Genomic DNA, 20196 nt, shown 5'->3' with positions numbered 1-20196 from the left:
GGGACTCAGCAGCCCTCGGAAGCACTCAGCAGCACCAGGGGCGCCCCACAACCGTGGGGCGCCCCGTGGCGGTCTCGGCGGTAACCCTGACCCGTGGACTCGGATCCGTACGCTCAGACCCGTGCACTCAGACCCGTGCACTCAGACCCGTGCGAGCTCCCGGTCCTTGTCCTCGTCCGGATCCACGTCCCGGCGCTCGTCCATGGCCCGCAGCCCCTCGCCCTCGACATCGACGTTCGGCAACGCCCGGTCCAGCCACTTCGGCAGCCACCAGGCTCGCTTGCCCAGCAGGGCCAGTACCGCCGGAACGATCGCCATCCGCACGATGAAGGCGTCGAAGAACACCGCGACCGCGAGACCGAAGCCGATCATCTTGACCATCGACTCGCTGGAGCCGATGAAGCCGGAGAAGACGGCCATCATGATGACCGCGGCCGCGGTGACGACGCGGGCGCCGTGCTGGAAGCCGGTCACGATCGTCTGGTCGGGGCTCTCCCCGTGGACGTGCGCCTCGCGCATGCGGGTCACGAGGAAGACCTCGTAGTCCATCGCCAGGCCGAAGACCACGCCGACCATGAAGATCGGCATCATCGACATGATCGGACCGGTCTCATCGACGCCTATGAGGCCCGCGAGCCAACCCCACTGGAAGACCGCGACGACGGCGCCCAGCGCGGCGAGCACCGAGAGCAGGAAGCCGAGGGCCGCCTTCAGCGGAACCAGGATCGAGCGGAAGACGACGATCAGCAGCAGGAACGCCAGGCCCACCACCAGCGCCAGGTACGGGACCAGCGCGTCATTGAGCTTCTGCGAGAAGTCGATGTTCATCGCCGTCGTGCCGGTGACCAGGACGTTCGCGTCGGTGTCCGCCTTGACCGCGCCGTTCGCGTCACGGATCTCGTGCACCAAATCCTCGGTCTTGACCGACGACGGCTTCGAGTCCGGGATCACGGTGATCATCGCGGTGTCGCCGGCCTTGTTGAACCTCGCCGGGCTCACCGAGACCACGCCGTCGAGGTCCTTGATCTTGTCGGCCACCTCGTTGGCGTCGGCCTTCGGGTCCGCGCTCCCCTTGGCGTCGGACACGACCATCAGCGGACCGTTGAAGCCGGGGCCGAAGCCCTCCGACAGCAGGTCGTACGCCCGGCGCTGGGTCGTGGACGTCGGCTGCGAGCCGTCGTCCGGCAGGCCCATCTCCAGCGAGGAGACGGGGACGGCGGCCACGCCCAGGCCCACGACGCCGAGGAGGAGGACGGCGAGCGGCCTGCGGACGACGAAGCGGGCCCAGCGGGTGCCCAGGTTCGCCTTCGGCTCGGCGGCGGCGCCGGCCGCGGCTCCGGTAGCGGCCCCGGTGGCACCGGCACCCTTGGCGGCCGCCTTCTTGACGGCACGGCCGCCGCCCAGCAGCCTGCTCTTCTGCCCCGCGGGGCGGACCTTCTTGCCCGCGTACCCGAGCAGCGCCGGGATCATGGTGAGGGCGATCAGGACGGCGATGGCGACGGTACCCGCGGCCGCGACACCCATCTTCGTGAGCATCGGGATGTTGACCACGGCCAGACCGACCAGGGCGATCACGACCGTGAGGCCGGCGAAGACCACCGCGGAGCCCGCCGTGCCGACGGCCCGCCCGGCCGCCTCCTCGCGCTCCCGGCCCTCGGCCAGCTCGGCGCGGTAGCGGGAGACGATGAAGAGCGCGTAGTCGATGCCGACCGCGAGGCCGATCATCATCGCCAGCGTGGAGGTGGTGGAGCCCAGGTCGAGCGTGCTGGCGAGAGCGGTGATCGACGTGACGCCGATGCCCACGCCGATCAGCGCGGTCAGCAGCGGCAGCCCCGCCGCGACCAGCGAGCCGAAAGTGATGACGAGGACGACCGCGGCGACGGCGATACCGATGATCTCGGCTGCCCCGGTGTGCGGAACCGCCTGGAGCGCGTCACCGCCGATCTCCACGGTCAGCCCGGTGTCCCGCGCGTCCTGCGCCGCCTCCTCCAGGGCGTCCTTCGAGGAGTCCTCAAGTTCCATGCCGGGCACCTTGTACGACACCTGCGCGTACGCGATCGACCCGTCCTTGCTGAGGGACTTGGTCTTGTACGGGTCGGTGACGGAGACGACCTCGGAGCCGTCGCCGAGTTCCCTGACGGTGTTCTTGACGGCGGCCTTGTTGGCCGCATCCGACATCTTCTCGCCGTCGGGCGCCTCGAAGACGACCCGCGCGGTCGCTCCGTCGGCACTCATGCCGGGAAAGCGCTGTTCCAGCAGGTCGAAGGTCTTCTGCGCCTCGGTGCCGGGTATCGAGAAGGAGCTCGATCCCGCCGCCGGTGCACTGGCCGCGCCGACGCCCGCGAGTGTCAGCAGCGCGACCCAGATCAGGGCGACGAAATGCCGTCGCCGGAAGGCCAGTCGGCCCATTTTGTAGAGGAACGTGGCCACGAGTTCGTACTCCCGGTCAGGTCGTGGGACGGAGAAGGGCAGGGGTGATCAGCCGGTGAACAGGCAGGGGACATCGGCCCGTTGACGGCATGCAGAGGTGATCAGCCCGACGACGTGAGCGGTCGCGTCAGGTGCAACTGGGGGGCTTGCGAAGAGAGTTGAGTATCAGACGTCAGGCGCCGAGAGCGGGGAGGACCACGGCGTCGATGTACGAGGTGAGGAAGTCCTGAGTCGGCGGCAGCTCGTCCAGCAGCGTCCGGGTGGCAAAGGCGCCGAGCATCATGTGCACCACGTACTCGATCGCAGGGTTGTCCGCACGGACCTCCCCGCGGTCGATGGCACGCCGCAGCACGCGGCGGAACTCCTCCATCTCCGGTTCGACGAGGAGCTCCCGGAACGCCTTCAGCAGGTCCGGGTTGCCATGCACCGCCATGGCCAGGCCCCGCATCAGCGCGGAGTTCTGCTCCATGACGCAGTCGTCCTCGCGTTGCACGAGGGCGTGGAAGTCGCCTCGCAGGGTGCCGGTGTCGATGTCGGAGATACTGCCCGGCTTGTTGAACCGCATCGCCTTCGCCACCAACTCGGCCTTGCCGCCCCACTGGCGGTAGAGAGTGGCCTTGCTGGACCGGGTGCGGGCGGCCACGGCGTCCATGGTGAGGGCGTCGTAGCCGACTTCCCGGAGCAGGTCGAGCACGGCCCTGTACAGCTCGGCCTCGCGCTCGGGCGTGATCCGACTGCGTCGCGCCGTCGCGGTATCAGTCATCCCACTCACCTTTTCCCCACTCCGCGCCCAGACCGGCCTCGGACAGCCTAGTCGGCCTGCCCGACGCCGTTCCAAACGAAACGGTTTCGTACGCCCACGACGATACCCCGAGAATCTGCGAAACGAAACCGTTTCGTACGTGTCCCGGGTCACGCGCGCTCCCTCAGCCACCGCCCCAAGTTGCCGGGGCTCCTCCAGCGGAAAAGCATGGATGGGGTGAGCACCACGTACGAGATCCCGGCCGAATCCGAGCACGAGCCCGCCCCCGCCTACCTGCGCTTCCCGCACCTCAGCGGCGACCGGCTCTGCTTCGTGGCCGAGGACGACCTCTGGGTGGCCCCCCTCGACCGCCCCGGCCGGGCCTGGCGGCTCACCGTCGACCGTACGAAGGTGAACCACCCCCGCTTCTCGCCCGACGGCCTGCACATCGCGTACACGACCTGGCGCAGCCTCGACCCGGAGATCCACCTCGCCCCGGTGGACGGCGGGCCCTCGAAACGGCTCACCTACTGGGGCAGCCCCGACACCCGGGTCTGCGGCTGGACCCCGCCCGACGGGGAGGGACACACCGACATCCTCGCCGTCGCCTCGCACGGCGAGCCCTTCTCCTACTTCACCTTCGCCTACCGTGTGCCCGTCGACGGCGCCCCCGGCGGCAAGCTGCCCTGGGGCCCGGTCTCGCACATCGCCGTCGCCGACATCGACGGCGAACGCAGGACGCTGCTGCTCACGGGTACGCCCCCGCACGAGCCCGCCTCCTGGAAGCGCTATCGCGGCGGCGCCACCGGGCGGCTCTGGCTGCACGGACAGCGCATACTCGACGACCTCGACGGGCACCTGGACGCTCCCATGTTCGTCGGCGACCGGATCGCCTTCCTCTCCGACCACGAGGGCGTCGGCAACCTCTACTCGTGCCGGCACGACGGCTCCGACCTGCGCCGCCACACCGACCACGACGCCTTCTACGCCCGGCACGCCTCCTCCGACGGCACCCGGGTCGTCTACCAGTGCGCCGGTGACCTGTGGATCGTCGACGATCTGTCCGCCGACTCGCTGCCACGCCGCCTGGACGTGCGCCTGGGCGGGCCGCGCGCGGGCCGACGTCCGTACCAGCTGCCGGCCGCCCAGCACGTCAACGGGATCTCCGTGGACGAGACGGGCCGGGCCAGCGCCGTCGTCGTACGCGGCAGCCTGTACTGGCTCACCCACCGCGAAGGCCCCGCGCGCGCCATCGCGGACACCCCGGGCGTGCGCGTACGGCTCCCGGAGATGCTCGGCTCGAGCGGGCGGATCGCGTACGTCACGGACGCGGAGGGCGAGGACGCCGTCGAGCTCGCGTACCTGCCGCGCGCGACCGGCGACCGCGGGCCGCGCCGACTGGCCTCCGGCGAGCTGGGCCGCGTACTGGAACTCGTCTCGGACCCGCAGGGCGAGCGGCTCGCGATCGCCTCGAACGACGGCCGGCTGCTCCTCCTCACCGTGCCCGAGGAATCCGAGGAACTCGAGGATGTCGAGGATGTCGAGGAACCCGAGAAACCTGAGGAAGCGGCCGCCGGGGCGGGCGCGGGTGCGGGCGCGCGGAAGTCGACCGGCGAGGTCACCGAGCTGATCCAGTCGATCAACGGGCCGGTACGGGACCTCGCCTTCTCCCCCGACGGGGCCTGGCTGACCTGGTCCCACCCGGGCATCGGCCGGTCCCTGCGCCAGATCAAGATCGCACGGATCGAAGGCCCGGTAGGCGAAGGTCCGGCGGCGCACACGATCGTCGACGTCACCAACGGCCGCTTCGAGGACGAGAACCCGGTGTTCACCCGGGACGGCCGCTACCTCGCCTTCCTGTCCTGGCGTGGCTTCGACCCGGTGTACGACGTGCACACCGGCGACCTGTCCTTCCCTCTGGGCTGCCGCCCCTACCTCGTCCCCCTGTCGTCCGCGACCCCCTCCCCCTTCGCGCTGAACCCCGAGGGTCGCCCGGCGGCGGGCGGTCTGGACCCCGTCGAGGACGAGGCGGGCGACGGCAGCACGGTGACCGTCGAGATCGAGGGCCTGGAGAGCCGCGTCACGCCGTTCCCGGTCGCGGCCTCCAAGTACTCGGCGCTGTACCCCGTCGCGGGCGGCGGTCTCGTCTGGCTGCGCTGGCCGATCTCCGGGGCACTCGGCGAGACCTTCGCGAACCCGGACGACATGACCGGCCGCCCCACCCTGGAGCACTTCAGCATCGCCAAGGCGAAGAAGTCCGAACTCGTCGGCCATCTCGACTGGTTCGCGGTCAGCGGCGACGGCTCGCGGCTCGTCGTGGTCGACGAGGGCGACCTGCGCGCCGTCCCCTCCACCGAGCCCGGCGACTTCGACTCGACCGTCTGGATCGACTCACGGCGCATCCTGCACCACGTCGACCCGGCCGCCGAGTGGCGGCAGTCGTACGAGGAGGCGGGCCGCCTCATCCGCGCGTACTTCTGGGAGCCGAAGATGTGCGGCGTCGACTGGGACGCGGTGCTGGACCAGTACCGGCCGCTGGTCGAACGGGTCGCGTCCCCCGACGAGTTCGCGGATCTGCTGCGCGAGGTCCTGGGCGAGCTGGGCACCTCGCACGCGTACGTCACCCCCGCGCGCCGCAACGAAGGACCGCCGCACTATCAGCGCGCCCAGGGTCTGCTCGGCGCCAACTTCGTACGCAGGGACGGAAACTGGATGGTCAAGCGGATCCTGCCCGGCGACTCGTCCGACTCCAAGGCGCGTTCGCCGCTGGCCGGTACCGGAATCCGTGAGGGCGCGGTGCTCACCCACATCGACGGTCGGCCGGTCGACCCGGTCTCCGGACCGTATCCGCTGCTCGCGGGGTCGGGCGGTACGACGGTGGAGCTGACGTTCACGCCGGCGCGGGGTGAGGGCGGATCGCGGCGCGTGGCCGTGGTCCCGCTGATCGACGAACGCCCCCTGCGCTACCAGGACTGGGTGGCCAAACGCCGCGCGGTCGTACGGGAGTTGAGCCACGGCAAGTGCGGGTACCTGCACATCCCGGACATGGGCGGCTCGGGCTGGGCCCAGTTCAACCGCGACCTGCGCATGGAGATGTCCCGGCCGGCCCTGATCGTCGACGTACGCGGCAACGCCGGAGGCCACATCAGCGAGCTGGTCATCGAGAAGCTCACCCGTACGATCCTGGGCTGGGACCTGACGCGCAACGCCCAGCCGGTGTCGTACGCCTCCAACGCCCCGCGCGGCCCGATCGTCGCCCTCGCCGACGAAATGACGTCGTCGGACGGCGACATGATCACGGCGGCCTTCAAACTGCTCAAGCTCGGCCCGGTGGTGGGCCAGCGCACCTGGGGCGGCGTCGTCGGCATGACCGGCCGCCATCGCCTCGGCGACGGCACGGTCATCACGGTCCCCATGAACGCCGCCTGGTTCGACGCGTACGGCTGGTCCGTCGAGAACCACGGCGTGGCCCCGGACCTGCCGATCCTGCGCACCCCCCTGGACTGGGCGGAAGGCCGCCACGCCCAACTGGCCGACGCCGTAGAACTGGCCCTGACCCTCCTGACCACCACCCCAGCAGCAACCCCACCGGACTACCACCACACCCCAGACAAAACCCGCCCAAAGCTCCCCCCAAGACGGTAACCAGGACTCCGCCACCGCCACCGCTACCGCTGTGGGCAGTCGTTCCGCAGGGCGGAACGGGTGGGCACAGCCTGCGCCACCGGGCAACTGCTGCAACAAGGCCCAGCGACAGCAACCGCAAGCAGCGACAACACAAGAGCGGGGCACCCTCCCCAAAAGAGGGCACCCCACTCCACCCGAACCGAGCCGAACTACACGTCGTAGTCCTGGTCGAACCGGTCCTGCGCCTCCCGCTCAGCCCGCCGCGTCGGCTCATCCTGCTCCGGCCGCCCCCGCTCCGACTCCCGCCGACGGCGCTCCCGCTCGGCCTGCTCCCGCTCCTCGCGCGGCGTCCGCGGCGTGTGCTGCTCGCGCTCGCGCTCGCGCCCGCTCATGTCGTCACGCCCCTGGCCGGAACGCTGCTTGCGCGCCTGCTCCTTGAGCTCATTGGCCTTGTCCTTGGACTGGTCCTGCATGCCCATGAGATTCACTCCCAATGTGGGTGAGGGGATTGGGCCTCGACCAGATTGACATGGGCGGACAAAGCACGCATTTCGATCAGTTACGCACCGTATTCCGCGCCTCCTCATCAGCCGCCCCACCTGCGCCGACGAGCCCCGTACGGACACCCCTCAGCCGCGCCCCGAACCGCCTCATCTCCCGCTGCCCGACCGCCTGGATGATCCCCGGCAGATACCCGCGGACGCCCTGCATGCCCCGCAGCCACGGCTGCCCGTACACATGGCCGGCCCGCCGCTCGATACCGGCCACGATCCGGTCGACGGCCGGCCCCAGCGGATACGTCTTGCCCGCCGGCCACGGCAGCCGCTGCCGCAACTCCCGCATCACGTCGTCCTGATCGGCGCCGCGCACCATGTCCGTGTCGGTCCAGGACAGATACCCCACTCCGACACGTACGCCCTGGTGGCCGACCTCGGCGCGCAGGCTGTGCGCATACGCCTCCACGCCCGCCTTGGACGCGCAGTACGCCGTCATCATGGGCGCGGGCGTGATCGCGGCGAGCGAGGCGATCTGCAGCAGATAGCCGCGGCTCTCGATCAGGGCGGGCAGGAAGGCGCGGGCCGTCACCGCCGAGCCGATGAGGTTGACCTCGATGACACGCCGCCAGGCCTCGGGGTCGGAGTCCAAGAACGGCCCGCCGTTCGCGACGCCCGCGTTGGCGACGACGATGTCGACCTTCCCGAACCTCTCCTTGACCTCGGCCGCGACCCGCGCCATCGCCTCGTGGTCGGTGACGTCGGCGTACCAGTGGCCGCCCTCCGTGTGCAGTCGCTCGGCGACCTGTTTCAGCGCGTCCGGCTCCAGGCCGACGAGGGCGACCTTCGCACCGCGCGCGGAGAGCTTGCGGGCGAGGAGTTCCCCGACGCCGCGCGCCGCGCCCGTGACGACGGCGACCTGCCCTTCCAGGCTGACCCTGCTCATGCGTCCTCCTTCAGCCCGACGCGCACGTACGTCGACACCAGTTCCCGAATCCGCCCGTTGATCTGCTCGGGTGCCTCGACCGGGGTCATGTGCCCGACTCCGGGCAGCTCGGTGGCGCCGACACAGTTCGGCAGCGCGGCGACCAGAGCGCGTGCGTGGATCACGGGTGTCATCCGGTCGGCCGTGCCCACGACCACCGCGGTCGGCACGGTCAACTCCCGTACAGCGTGGTCGAGATCGAGGGTGTCCAGTACGTGCGACCAGGCGTACCGCACCTGGCGCGGACACGCGTGCACGATGCGCGCACACGCCTCGACCATCACCGGGGCCGAACCGGGCCCCATCGTGGCGTACTTGAGGATCCGCCGGGCCAGTGGCGTGACCGGTCCGAGCGGTGCCCGCGCGCCCAGGATCCGCTTCGTGAGCCAGGTGCGCATCCGCCCCGCCCTCATCGGCACCACCAGCGACTCGGCGACGAGCCGTGAACTGCCCGTACTGCACAGCAGTACGGCGGCCGCGTGCTCCCGAAGGCGCGCCCGGCCGGACGCGGCCATCAGCGTCATCCCGCCCATGGAGTGCCCCACGAGTACCGCCTTCTCGCCCGGCGCGAGCGTGGCCGCCAGCACGGCCTCCAGGTCGTCGGCGAGCGCGTCGGTGCTGCACGCGGGACTGGCCGGACTGCGCCCGTGCCCGCGCTGGTCGTACGCGATCACCCGGTGGTCGGCGGCCAGGTCCCGTATCTGCGCGGCCCAGTAGGCGGTCGAGCAGGTCCACCCGTGCGCCAGGACCACCGTGGGCGCGGCCGCCCCGTCCACAGGTTCATGCACCTCGACATGCAGCCGCGCGCCGTCGGCGGAGACGGCGGTCAGCTCGCGCGCGGGGGCGGGCGGGGCGTAGGGACCACTCTTCACATGCGTCAGTCGGCTCACGCCTCGGCCTCGACCTTCTCATCGCGGGGCTGGCTCTGGGATGGGATCCGGGGCCGGGATGCCCGGAGCACCTGGTACTCGCCGAGGTCGACGCGTCGTGTGACCCGGCGGAACTCCGTCGTCGTACCCGGCCAGATGGTGGTGTTGCGGCCCTCCGCGTCCAGGTACCAGCTGGTGCAGCCGCCCGTGTTCCACACCGTGCGCTTCATGCGCTCCTGGACCTTGTCGTTCCAGGCGATCACGGCCGAGGGGCGGGCGTCGAGGGCGACTCGGTCACCGAGGACCTCCAACTGCCGTACGTAGTCGGCCATGTAGTTCAGCTGGGACTCGATCATGAGAATCATGGAGGAGTTCCCAAGGCCCGTGTTCGGGCCGATGATCGTCATCCAGTTGGGGAACCCGGGGGCGGACGCGCCCCGCAGCGACTTCATGCCGGTCCGCCACACCTCCGCGAGCGTCTTGCCCTCCGCGCCCACGACGCGCTCCGCGATGGGCATGTCGGTGACATGGAAGCCCGTACCGAAGACGATGGCGTCGGCCTCCACCTCACTGCCGTCGGCGGCGACGAGCGTGGAGCCGCGGATCTCGCTGAGCCCGGCGGCGATCACGTCCACGTTGGGCCGGGCGATGGCCGGGTAGTAGTCGCTGGACAGCAGGATGCGCTTGCAGCCGATGCGGTAGTCGGGAGTGAGCTTCGCGCGCAGCTGAGGGTCCTTGATGGTGCGGGCCATGTTCCGCTTGGCCAACTGCTCGACCACACCGAGTTCATTGGGATGCTTGGTGAACGCCTGGACCTGCAACTCCCGGATGCCCCAAAGGAATCCGCGCCGGGCCCGTGCGGTGAAGGGCAGCCGCTGATGCAGTCGGCGCTCCACCGTGCTGATGGCTCGGTCGACACGCGGCAACACCCAAGGTGGGGTGCGCTGGAAGAGCGTGAGCCGGGCCACGTCGGGCTGGATGGACGGCACGATCTGAATGGCCGACGCCCCCGTGCCGATCATCGCGACCCGCTTGCCGCGCAGGTCGTAGTCGTGGTCCCAGCGGGCCGAGTGGAAGACCTTGCCGGGGAAGGTGTCGAGACCCGGGACGTCCGGGAACTTGGGGTCGGAGAGCGGGCCGGTGGCGGAGACGACCATGTCGGCGGTGAGGTTCCCGCCGCTGGTCTCGATGTCCCAGCGCAGCCGCTCGCCGTCCCAGGTCATCTTCTTGACTTCGGAGTCGAAGCGGATGTGCGGACGGAGCCGGAAGACATCCGTCACGTGCTCCAGATACGCGCGGATGTGTTCCTGCCCGGAGAAGGTGCGCGGCCAGTCGGGGTTGGGCGCGAAGGAGAACGAGTAGAGATGGGACGGTACGTCGCAGGCGCAGCCCGGATAGTTGTTGTCCCGCCAGGCTCCGCCGACGCCGCCGGCCCGTTCCAGGACGACGAAGTCGGTGATCCCTTCCCGCCGCAGCCGGACGGCTGCCCCGAGCCCGCCGAATCCGGAGCCGACCACCGCCACGCGCACATGTCGCACCTGCTCGCGCCCGCTCAGTTCCTTCCTCGCAGTCCCGTGCCCGGTCACCTCTTGCCCGGTCATCCGGACACCTCCTGGTCCCTGTTCTCCGCGGCCCTGCTGCTCCGCGTTCCTCGCGCGACCACGCCAGTGAACACTGGCGCAATGGGGAGAGTAGAGGAGCCGCGTACTGCTGGGTAGGGGGCGGAGGCGAGGAAGTTACTGGCGGTACAACATAGGCTGCTCACGTGGTCGAGGGATCGGGAAAGCGGGAGTACCGCATGGCGGAGCTGGCCAGGGAGGCCGGCATCACGGTGCGCACCCTGCGCTTCTACCGTGAGCGCAAGCTGATACCGCCGCCCCGCCGCGAGGGCCGAATCGCCTGGTACGACGACGATCACCTGGCCCGTCTGCGCACCATCTCGGCGCTTCTGGAGCGCGGCCACACCCTCAGCGGCATAGCGGAGTTGGCCGAGGCGTTCGACCACGGCCGGAACGTCGGCGAACTGCTGGGCCTCGGCGCGCCCACCGAGGAAACCCCCGTCCATCTCTCCCCCGAGGAACTCGCCGACTACTTCGGCGACCAGGCGACCCCGGAGAACCTCTCCGCCGCCCTCGACCTCGGCTATCTCGGCACGGACGGCGGCGAGATCGTCCACATCAGCCGCCGCCTGCTGGACGTCTCGGCGGCCCTCGTCCGCGAGGGCATTCCGCTCGCGGACGTACTGGCCGCCGCCCGACGCGTACGAGAACACACGGACGCGCTGGCCGAACTCTTCGCCGACCTCGTCCTCGCCCAGGGAGGCTCGACGGACGACCTCCAGCGCCTGCGTCCACTCGCGAAGAGCGTGGTGGAGGCAGAACTGTCGATGGCGATGGACCGGCGCGTGCGCAAGCAGCCGTAGCCCTGGCCGGGGCGGCAGGGAGGCGGGCTCACATCTCGAAGACCACGGTCACCGGGGCGTGATCCGACCATCGTTCCGCGTGGCTGGCCGCTCGCTCCACGACCGCCTTGACGGCCCGCGCCGCGAGCCCGGGGGTCGCCACGGCGAGGTCGATCCTCCATCCCGTGTCGTTGTCGAAAGCGCGCCCTCGGTAGGACCACCAGGTGTAGGGCCCCTCGACGTCCGGATGCAGCGCCCGCACGACATCGACGTACCCGCCCTCGGTCTCGTCCAGGACCGAGCCGAGCCAGGCCCGCTCCTCCGGCAGGAACCCGGAGTTCTTCTTGTTGCCCCGCCAGTTCTTGAGGTCGACTTCCCTGTGGGCGATGTTCCAGTCGCCGCACACCACGACCTCACGCCCGTCGGCGGCGGCCCGTTCCCTGAGTCCCTTCAGGTAGGCGAGGAACTCCCCCATGAACCGGACCTTTTCGTCCTGCCGCTCGGTCCCGACCTCACCGGAGGGCAGGTACAGGCTCGCGACCGTGACGCCGGGCAGATCGACCTCGACGTACCGCCCACTGCCGTCGAACTCGGCGGAACCGAAGCCGACTTGGACCCGGTCGGGCTCACGCCGGGTGAGAAGGGACACGCCCGCACGCCCCTTGGCGGCGGCAGGCGCGTGCACGACATGCCAGCCATTGGGCTGACGGACCCCCTCCGGCAACTGCTGTGGCTCGGCCCGCACTTCCTGGAGACACAGCACATCGGCGGAAGTCCCGTCGAGCCACTCCACGAAGCCCTTCTTGGCGGCGGCCCGCAGCCCGTTCACATTCACAGAGGTCACAGTCAGCACAGCACTCTCCTACGCAGCAGTGAACGCAGGTTACTGAGTGACTCTCGTGCGTGGTGTGGCGGCCTCGTCCGCGGAAACGATCTAGGGTTCGGAGTTCCACGCCCGCATTGATCGCCGCGCACATCGACGACCGGGTCGCCGCCGCAGCACGCGGCGCCCTCCGACCGCGGCCGTGTCGAGAATTCCACCCCACCGCAATGCATGGATGTACGATCTTTCACATGAATATACGTCGCGTCCCCTTCGACCACCCCGACGCCGTCAAGCTGAACGACGAGGTGCAGGCCGAATACGCCGTGCGCTACGGCGACGAGGGCGACGTCACTCCCCTCGCGCCGGCCATGTTCGAGCCGCCGCTGGGGCTGTACCTCATCGCGTACGACGAGTGGGGCCGCCCCGTCGCCACGGGCGGCTGGCGATGCCAGGACGAGAACGACGAGGGCTATTCGGACGGCGACGCGGAGATCAAGCGCATGTACGTGATCCCGGAAGCCCGTGGCAACGGCCTCGCCCGCCGTGTCCTCGCGGCTCTGGAGGACGACGCCCGCGCGGCCGGACGCACGCGCATGGTCCTGGAGACCGGAGCCAAGCAGCCGGAGGCCATCGCGCTCTACACCTCCAGCGGCTACGACCCCTGCCGCAAGTTCGGCCATTACCGCTTCGACGATCTGAGCGCGTGCTTCGCCAAGCCGCTACGGCAGGACGATCGGCCTGCGTGACGGCGCCCACGGGAGCCGGATACCCGCCGGCCTACCGCGGAGGCGGCGCCTTGGGCGGCGCCGCGGTGCTGTCGCGCAGCACGAGGCGCGTCGGGACGAGCGTGGTGCCGTGCTCCGTCTCCGCCTCCGCGTCCGTCACGTCCTGACGGATCTTGCTGAGGACCCCCTCGACGCAGCGTCGTCCCACTTCGGCGAAGTCCTGGTGGACGGTGGTCAGCGGCGGCAGGAAGGACCCGGCCTCGGGGATGTCGTCGAAGCCGATGACGCTGACCTCGGCGGGCACTTTCCGGCCACGTTCGTGCAGGGCGCGCAGCAGGCCCAGTGCCATCTGGTCGTTGGCGGCGAACACCGCCGTGCAGTCCTTCTGTTCCGCGAGCCGGAGACCGGCCCGGTAACCGGACTCGGCCGACCAGTCGCCCCGCACCAGGGGTGGCGGGACGCGGCCGGCCTCGGTGAGGGTGGTGTGCCACGCGTTCGCGCGTCGCTGCGCGGCGAAGGAGTCCTCGGGCCCGGCCAGATGCCACACCGTGTGATGGCCGAGGTCCAGCAGATGCCGCACCGCGTCGCGGGCTCCGCCCGCCTGGTCGGTGTCGACCACGGTGTAGCGGTCGCCGGCGTCGGAGTCGACCACGACGACCTGGATGCCGGGCGGCAGTGAGACCGTGGCCGCGTCGAGGAGGTGCACTTCCATGATGACGATGACCGCGTCGACGGCGAGTTCACCCAGACGGGAGAAGGCGCCCTTCACTTCGTCCTGGGTGGGCACGGCGAGCGGCAGCAGCGTGACCGCGTAGCCCTGCTCGGCCGCGGACGCGGCGATCGCCTCGAGGGTGCGTACGTTTCCCGTGGTGGAGAGGGTGAAGGTGATGACGCCGATGGTGCGGAACTCGCCACGCTTGAGCGCCCGGGCGGCGCTGTTGGGCCGGTAGCCCAGCTCCCGCATCGCGGCCAGGACCTGCCGACGGGTCTCTTCGGTGACGCCCGGGTAGCCGTTGGAGACACGGGAGACGGTCTGGGAGGAGACGCCGACGAGTCGGGCGACGTCCGCCATGGAGGCGCTCGTCCGGCGGCGGACGGCTCCACGCCGCGTACGCGCTCCGGTCCGAGGCGTACCCGCCGACGTGCTGTCACTGTCAGCTGTGTCCACGCTGTCCCCTAGCTGCGCGCAACTTTTCGATGCTTACGACTTCTTGACCTTCGAGATTCCTACAGGGTAGACATCACGCCAACCGATGTTTACGTAAACATTATGCCCGGCATCGCCTCGGGCGGACCTCGATGTGGAGCGACCCGCGGCCCCCGGCACCGAGCTCGGACGGCCTGAACCAACAGTCACGGCACTACACAGAAGGTTGGGAGCACTCGAGATGGCACGCCGCACCCGCAAGCGACGGCTCCTCAGGGCCATCGGCATCACCGCCCTGGCGTCCGGGACCGTCCTGGCCACCGCCTCGCTGCCGGCAGCGCAGGCCGCGGAGGCCGAGAGCGCCGCGACCGCGACCGCCGCTTCGTCGGTCACCGTCCGGCCCGACCCCTCCTACCGCCAGGAGCGGTTCCAGGGCTGGGGCACCAGCCTGGTCTGGTTCGCCAACGCCACCGGCGACTACCCCCCGGAGATCCGCGAGAAGCTGGCCCAGCTCCTCTTCGGCGACGACGGCCTCGCCCTGAACATCGCCCGCTACAACATCGGCGGCGGCAACGCCCCGGACGTCAAGGACTACCTCCGCCCCGGAGGAGCGGTCGAAGGCTGGTGGAAGGCCCCGGACGGCACCACGCGCGAGGACACCGACTGGTGGGACGCCGAGGACCCGGCCGACTGGAACCCCGACGCCGACGCCACTCAGCGCTGGTGGGTCGACCGCATCAAGAAGGACATCGATCACTGGGAGACCTTCAGCAACTCCCCGCCGTGGTTCATGACGGCCAGCGGCTACGTCTCGGGCGGCTTCGACGCCAACGCCGACCAGCTCAAGACCGAGTCCGTCGACGACTTCGCCGCCTACATGGCGGGCGCGACCAAGCGTCTGGAGAAGGCCCACGGGATCAAGGTCGACACCGTCGACCCCTTCAACGAGCCCAACACGGGCTACTGGGGCACCAAACTGGGCCCTGACGGCGAACCCGTCGGCGGCCGTCAGGAAGGCGCGCACATAGGCCCCGAACTCCAGCAGAAGGTGATCAAGGCCCTGTCCCCCGCCTTGGCGAAGGTGAGGGCCAAGGCGGAGATCTCCGCGATGGACGAGACCAACCCGGGCCTGTTCGCACGGAACTGGGGGACCTACTCGCCGGAGGTCCGTGACCTCGTCGGCCAGATGAACGTCCACACCTATGGCACCGGCCAGCGCACCACCGTTCGCGACCTGGCCAAGGCGGCGGACAAGCCGCTGTGGATGAGCGAGGTCGAGGGCGACTGGGGCGACGGCCAGAGCTTCACGGACATGCGGCCCGGTCTGGGTCTGGCCCAGCGCATGGTCGACGACCTGCGCGAACTGGAGCCCCGCGCCTGGGTGTTCTGGCAGCCCGTCGAGGACTACGACAACATGAAGCCGGGCGGGGAGTCCGCCAAGGGCGGCAACTGGGGCGAGATCCAGCTCCCGTTCAGCTGCACCTCGCAGGACACCCTTGAGACCTGCCCGATCCGCACGAACACGAAGTTCGACACCGCGCGCAACTTCACCCACTACATCAAGCCCGGCGACCGGCTGATCAAGGTCGACGACACGTCCAGCGCCGCCGCCGTCTCCAAGAAGGGCAACGGGGCGACCGTCGTCCACGTCAACAGCACCACTTCGCCCCGTGCCGTGACGATCGACCTGTCCAAGTTCGGCAAGGTCACCCGCCACGCCACGGTCACCCCCGTCGTGACCAGTGCCGACGGCAAGCTCGAGAAGAAAGACCCCATCCGGGTCAGCGACCGGAAGGCCACCTTCACCGTGCCCGGCCAGTCGGTGACCTCCTTCCTGATCAAGGGGGCGACCGGAGTCGCGAAGGACGCCCCGCTGCTGCGGAAGGGCCACACCTACGAGCTGACCGGTGTCCAGAGCGGCAAGGACGTCACCGTCGCCGACGACGGCACGAAGCTCGTCATCAGGACGGCAAGCGCGGACGCGTCCGCCGGCCGGCAGTGGACGCTGCGCCAGATCCGCGGCGAAGACAACCGGCAGCGGTATGTGTTCACCAACCCGGTGGCAGGCAAGCGCCTGGCCCTCCGCGACGGCGCCCCGGTACTGGAGGCCGACGAGGGCGTCCGCGACAAGGCCACCCAGTGGATCATGTCCACGACGGGCGACGGCACCTGGACCCTCGTCAACGCGGCCACCGGTCAGGTCCTGGAGGTCGGCGGCCAGGCCCAGCACGACGGGGCCGCGGTCACGGTGTGGGAGCCCAATTCCGGCTCGAACCAGCGCTGGAGGGTGACCGACGTGACGAACGCCGGTGCGACGGCCCAGGAAGGCACGCAAGCCGAGTAGCACGCCACAACGAGCACCCTTGACGACGCCTCCGGCCCGGCCGCCGGCATTCCTGGCCGGGTCGGAGGCGTCGTCGTCATCAGGAGCAGACCCGCCTGGGATCGAGGTCACGGCCCGTCACAACGCCACCGGGACCCGAGGTTGGGAACTGGGCACCACGCCAAAGAACCCCTGCCGGAATTCTCCGACAGGGGTTCTGAGCTGCGGTGGGGCGTTCACGAGTCGGCCTGACCAGGCACGACTCAGCGGCTTGAAGACCGTTTCCCGTGACGCGAGTGATCGTTCCCCGCCGGGTAGCGGAAAGGCACCGCGGAGGTCTCCGGCCCGGGACCCGGCGACGCGCGGTCTCGGTGAGCTGGGGATCCAGCCGAAGTCCCGCGTTCGGGTGTAGGTGTCTGCGCTGCTGGCTAGCGTGATCGTCGTCTGCTGCATGCTAGAAACGGGAGTTCGCCCGTGATCTGGGAAGGGGGCGTTCGTGAGGATCGGGTCCGTGAAGCGGCCTGAACGTGTTGCTGTCATCGGAGTGGGCATCCTCGGAGCCAGCGTGGGCTGGAACCTGTCCCGGCACGGCGCCAAGGTGGTCTTCATCGACGCGGGCCAGCCGGGCGAAGGCGTCACCAACTGGTCTTTCTCGTGGGTCAACGCCAGCAACAAGACCGCGCGCAAGTCCTACTTCGACCTGAACGTCGCGGGCATGACAGCGCACCGTGAGCTTGCCCGGGCCATCGGGCCTGACTCGTGGTGGTATCCCAGCGGCCACCTGCGCTGGGCGGACGACCCCGCAGCGGAGGCGAAGCTCCTGGAAACAGCCGAACTGCTGGCCGACTGGGACTACCGGGTCGAGGTGTCCACGGGGGCCGAGGTGCGCCGCCGCCTCGAACCTGCTCTCACGATGCCCGGCGAGGTTCCCGTCATGTTCTACCCCGACGAAGCCTGGGTGCACGGACGTCATCTCGTCGGCCGCCTGGTCGGCCAGGCCCTTGCATCCGGCGCCGAGCACCGGTCCGGCACCGCGGTCTGTGACATCGGCACCGGTGCCGACGGGAGCATCCGGACAGTCGCTCTGTCGGACGGGAGCTCTCTCGACGTCAACATCGTCGTGAACGCGGCAGGCCCCAGCGCCTCCCACGTCGCCGGGCTCATCGCACGGCACTTGCCGATGCGCCGGGAACCCGGCGTCGTCACCCGGATCGACTGTGCTCACGTCCCGGTTCACCGGGCCATGCACGCGCCCCACATCGAGATCCGTCCCGACGGAGACACTTCGGTGGTCCTCCACAGCCGCGAGATCGACGCACTCATCGACACAGGCGAAGATCCAAGCGAACTCGCACGGCTGCTCCACGAATCGGCCCGGCACGTCGTCCCCGAACTCGGCAACTCCCGCATCGCACAGACACGAGTATCCAACCGGCCCATCCCAGCCGACGGATTCCCCTCGGTGGGAGCGGTGCCGTCCGTGCAGGGCTACTACGAGGCCGTTTCCCACAGCGGCATCACGCTCGGGCCGGTAATCGGCCGGCTGCTTGCTTCGGAGATCCTCAGTGGGAAGAGAGATGAGATGCTTGCGGACTTCCGTCCGGAGCGGTTCCCCCCGTGACAGCCCGGGCAAGCGCCACCACTACCGCGACCAGGCGGGTGCGTCTCCGGGCGCCCGAAACAGGCTCGTAAAGCCGCGCCGCCGCGTCACGCGAGCCGGAAAGGTCGTTTGGGCGCATGAGACACATGAGGCGCGCTGGTCAAGTGATCGGCTTGGCAGCTGGCAGGGAGCCCTGCTCATCGACGGCTCCCTCGCCTGCCCCTGAATGCCCACCACACTGGCGCACGCCCCCAGGGCATGGACGACAAAGCCGTACGCGAAATCAGAGACAACCAACAGCTCACCGAGCACATCGCCGCCCCAGGGCCGTACTTCCTCAAAACCAAACAAGGTCCCGACGCGCGCGGCGCCATCCGCCTGCACTGCCCGCCGCCGGACCGTCCCCATCGGTGAACTGCACCCGCCGCGACCGGCTCCGACCCCGCACACCCCATGCTCCGGGGCCCCCGCCCGCACTGATCGACTTGGCCAACAGCCGCAAACGCGCAGCCCACCCTGCCGCACGGCCCACGGTCCAGCTGCCCCAAGACGAATGGCTCACCCGCCCACCAGCGGACGAACTGCCCGCCGTCTGCGGCAAGTTCGGCATCACCGTCCCCGCCGACGCCGCCGGCGACCTCAAGACCGCCAAGTTCCGGCAGGACAGCCACTACCTGACCGACGACTGGATCGCCGTCCACAAGCCCATCCGATCCCACAACGAGGGGATCCATGGGCGCCTCAAGAGCGACGAACTCGACATCGGCAACCCCAAACACCGCCAGGCACGAGGCCAGGTCGCCCAGACCCTCCTCGTCGCCCTCATGGCCACCGCCGGCAACCTCGACATCCTCGAAACCTGGCTCTACCAGCGCACCGGCACCCAACTCACGGACACCGACTACACGGACACCATCCCCCACCAACCCGCACAGACAGAGAAATCCCCGCCCGTAGGGATCGGACGGCCNCCAGCGCACCGGCACCCAACTCACGGACACCGACTACACGGACACCATCCCCCACCAACCCGCACAGACAGAGAAATCCCCGCCCGTAGGGATCGGACGGCCGCCTCCAACCACCGAATGAGCCCTCACACGAAGAACAACCCCAACACCCGATCGCGGCCAGCCCCGTAACCCCGGGGCTGGCCGCGATGCCTTCAGCAGCCTGCGACAGCACACCAACCCAGCCCCCACCAAGGACCGCTGCCATCCATCACCCCGAACAGGCGCGAACAAGCCCCGGAAACGACAAAGATCCCGACCGATCATGAAGATCGGCGGGATCTCGTCAACCGCTCCCAAGCGAACTCAAGAACAGTCGTGCGTGGACCTGAGGGGATTTGAACCCCTGGCCCCCTCGATGCGAACGAGGTGCGCTACCGGACTGCGCCACAGGCCCTTGCAACGAGTGAAACTCTAGCATCCCCGTCCGGGTGCTTGGAAATCCGTTCCTGGCTGGTCAGGGGTGGGGCTTCTGGGGCGTCGTCACTCGTTGGCGGCACGCGGCCTGTCGCCGTCCTCGTACTGGTCGAAGAGCGGTGTGCGGCCGCGTTCGCGAGCGCGGCGGGCCGAGGCGGCCCGGCGCGCGTCCGCGGCGCCGTCGGGGCCATCGTCCGAGCCGGGATCTCCCGGCTCGTCCTCCGTCCCCGCGGGGGCCTCACCCGCGTCGGCGGCCTGAGCCGACCGAGTCGTCGAGCGGTCGGCGCTCGGCTCGACCGCGCTGGACCGCGCCGAGCTCCACGCGTCCGGACCGCTCAGGTCGACGTCGGAGGTGGCGCGCGGGGCGACCGGGGCCGTCACATACGTCGGCAGGGGCACCGGGACGGGGTCCCAGCTGTCGCCGCCGGCGGGCCCGCGACGGCGCTCGCGCTGCTGGTCGACCCACTCCGCGTGGTCGGTCTGCTCGACGAGGGCGCGGCGGTCGGCGGCGAGCGCGGACAGGCCGGGGTCACTGGCCGTCCCCGGTCCGTCCTCCGGCTCGTCCGCGGCGCCCGGCTCGGCGGGCGGCCGCCGCCGGGG

The 20196-nt window shown here is 69.9% G+C and carries 14 protein-coding genes, 1 tRNA gene and 1 pseudogene; 6 read left to right on the top strand and 10 right to left on the bottom strand.

From position 1 onward, the window contains the following. Positions 1-141 precede the first annotated feature (141 nt). On the bottom strand, positions 142-2430 hold the full coding sequence (locus tag FGD71_RS12025) for an MMPL family transporter (protein ID WP_119100402.1): 2289 nt from the start codon (positions 2428-2430) through the stop codon (positions 142-144). Between the two features lie 172 nt (positions 2431-2602). Next, positions 2603-3193 (bottom strand): TetR/AcrR family transcriptional regulator, encoded by a 591-nt coding sequence (locus FGD71_RS12020; protein ID WP_119100401.1) that lies wholly within the window; start codon positions 3191-3193, stop codon positions 2603-2605. 216 nt (positions 3194-3409) lie between these two features. Between FGD71_RS12020 and FGD71_RS12015 the strand changes: the two genes are divergently transcribed. Beyond that, the gene (locus FGD71_RS12015) at positions 3410-6817 is read left to right on the top strand and encodes a S41 family peptidase (protein WP_240436544.1); all 3408 of its coding nucleotides are present in this window, start codon (positions 3410-3412) and stop codon (positions 6815-6817) included. A gap of 191 nt (positions 6818-7008) precedes the next feature. Here the strand turns inward: FGD71_RS12015 and FGD71_RS47350 are convergent, their stop codons facing one another. From FGD71_RS47350 to FGD71_RS11995, 4 genes are all read right to left on the bottom strand, one after another. Next, positions 7009-7278: a hypothetical protein gene (locus tag FGD71_RS47350; protein ID WP_162931103.1), complete on the bottom strand. Its 270-nt coding sequence runs from the start codon at positions 7276-7278 to the stop codon at positions 7009-7011. 76 nt (positions 7279-7354) lie between these two features. Then, positions 7355-8239, bottom strand: coding sequence for an SDR family oxidoreductase (locus tag FGD71_RS12005; protein WP_119100398.1), 885 nt, complete (start codon positions 8237-8239; stop codon positions 7355-7357). After that, positions 8236-9168 (bottom strand): alpha/beta fold hydrolase, encoded by a 933-nt coding sequence (locus FGD71_RS12000; RefSeq protein ID WP_119100397.1) that lies wholly within the window; start codon positions 9166-9168, stop codon positions 8236-8238. The genes FGD71_RS12005 and FGD71_RS12000 overlap by 4 nt, the downstream gene beginning before the upstream one ends. Continuing rightward, positions 9165-10748, bottom strand: coding sequence for a flavin-containing monooxygenase (locus FGD71_RS11995; RefSeq protein ID WP_119100396.1), 1584 nt, complete (start codon positions 10746-10748; stop codon positions 9165-9167). The genes FGD71_RS12000 and FGD71_RS11995 overlap by 4 nt, the downstream gene beginning before the upstream one ends. A 197-nt stretch (positions 10749-10945) precedes the next feature. Between FGD71_RS11995 and FGD71_RS11990 the strand changes: the two genes are divergently transcribed. Further along, complete coding sequence (locus FGD71_RS11990; protein ID WP_119100421.1) at positions 10946-11569, top strand: MerR family transcriptional regulator; 624 nt, start codon at positions 10946-10948, stop codon at positions 11567-11569. 28 nt (positions 11570-11597) lie between these two features. Here FGD71_RS11990 and FGD71_RS11985 read toward each other — a convergent pair whose 3' ends face one another. Further along, positions 11598-12401, bottom strand: coding sequence for an exodeoxyribonuclease III (locus FGD71_RS11985; protein ID WP_119100395.1), 804 nt, complete (start codon positions 12399-12401; stop codon positions 11598-11600). Between the two features lie 221 nt (positions 12402-12622). Between FGD71_RS11985 and FGD71_RS11980 the strand changes: the two genes are divergently transcribed. Beyond that, on the top strand, positions 12623-13120 hold the full coding sequence (locus FGD71_RS11980) for a GNAT family N-acetyltransferase (protein WP_119100394.1): 498 nt from the start codon (positions 12623-12625) through the stop codon (positions 13118-13120). 31 nt (positions 13121-13151) lie between these two features. Here the strand turns inward: FGD71_RS11980 and FGD71_RS11975 are convergent, their stop codons facing one another. Beyond that, on the bottom strand, positions 13152-14171 hold the full coding sequence (locus tag FGD71_RS11975; protein ID WP_119100393.1) for a LacI family DNA-binding transcriptional regulator: 1020 nt from the start codon (positions 14169-14171) through the stop codon (positions 13152-13154). Positions 14172-14487: 316 nt separating this feature from the next. Between FGD71_RS11975 and FGD71_RS11970 the strand changes: the two genes are divergently transcribed. The 3 genes from FGD71_RS11970 (at position 14488) to FGD71_RS47345 (ending at position 18583) form a co-directional block, all read left to right on the top strand. After that, positions 14488-16590 (top strand): glycoside hydrolase, encoded by a 2103-nt coding sequence (locus tag FGD71_RS11970; RefSeq protein WP_119100392.1) that lies wholly within the window; start codon positions 14488-14490, stop codon positions 16588-16590. A 490-nt stretch (positions 16591-17080) separates the two neighbouring features. Next, positions 17081-18190: an NAD(P)/FAD-dependent oxidoreductase gene (locus FGD71_RS11965; RefSeq protein WP_240436542.1), complete on the top strand. Its 1110-nt coding sequence runs from the start codon at positions 17081-17083 to the stop codon at positions 18188-18190. Positions 18191-18427: 237 nt separating this feature from the next. Next, on the top strand, positions 18428-18583 hold the full coding sequence (locus tag FGD71_RS47345) for a hypothetical protein (RefSeq protein ID WP_162931102.1): 156 nt from the start codon (positions 18428-18430) through the stop codon (positions 18581-18583). Positions 18584-19502: 919 nt separating this feature from the next. Here FGD71_RS47345 and FGD71_RS11955 read toward each other — a convergent pair. Continuing rightward, a tRNA-Ala gene (locus FGD71_RS11955) sits at positions 19503-19576 on the bottom strand. Between the two features lie 86 nt (positions 19577-19662). Then, positions 19663-20196 (bottom strand): annotated as a pseudogene (locus FGD71_RS11950) (hypothetical protein); the annotation flags it as partial.

Source organism: Streptomyces sporangiiformans (assembly GCF_005768555.2).
Taxonomy (GTDB): Bacteria; Actinomycetota; Actinomycetes; order Streptomycetales; family Streptomycetaceae; genus Streptomyces; species Streptomyces sporangiiformans.
Note: the sequence above shows the minus strand (reverse complement) of the source record. Positions and strands in the feature narration are given on the sequence as shown.

Excerpts from the sequence above, each read along its gene's own strand:
- FGD71_RS12020 (WP_119100401.1), bottom strand. The coding sequence starts at position 3,193 with ATGACTGATACCGCGACGGCGCGACGCAGTCGGATCACGCCCGAGCGC.
- FGD71_RS47350 (WP_162931103.1), bottom strand. The coding sequence starts at position 7,278 with ATGGGCATGCAGGACCAGTCCAAGGACAAGGCCAATGAGCTCAAGGAG.
- FGD71_RS12005 (WP_119100398.1), bottom strand. The coding sequence starts at position 8,239 with ATGAGCAGGGTCAGCCTGGAAGGGCAGGTCGCCGTCGTCACGGGCGCG.
- FGD71_RS11995 (WP_119100396.1), bottom strand. The coding sequence starts at position 10,748 with ATGACCGGGCAAGAGGTGACCGGGCACGGGACTGCGAGGAAGGAACTG.
- FGD71_RS11990 (WP_119100421.1), top strand. The coding sequence starts at position 10,946 with ATGGCGGAGCTGGCCAGGGAGGCCGGCATCACGGTGCGCACCCTGCGC.
- FGD71_RS11980 (WP_119100394.1), top strand. The coding sequence starts at position 12,623 with ATGAATATACGTCGCGTCCCCTTCGACCACCCCGACGCCGTCAAGCTG.
- FGD71_RS11975 (WP_119100393.1), bottom strand. The coding sequence starts at position 14,171 with ATGGCGGACGTCGCCCGACTCGTCGGCGTCTCCTCCCAGACCGTCTCC.
- FGD71_RS11970 (WP_119100392.1), top strand. The coding sequence starts at position 14,488 with ATGGCACGCCGCACCCGCAAGCGACGGCTCCTCAGGGCCATCGGCATC.
- FGD71_RS47345 (WP_162931102.1), top strand. The coding sequence starts at position 18,428 with ATGGACGACAAAGCCGTACGCGAAATCAGAGACAACCAACAGCTCACC.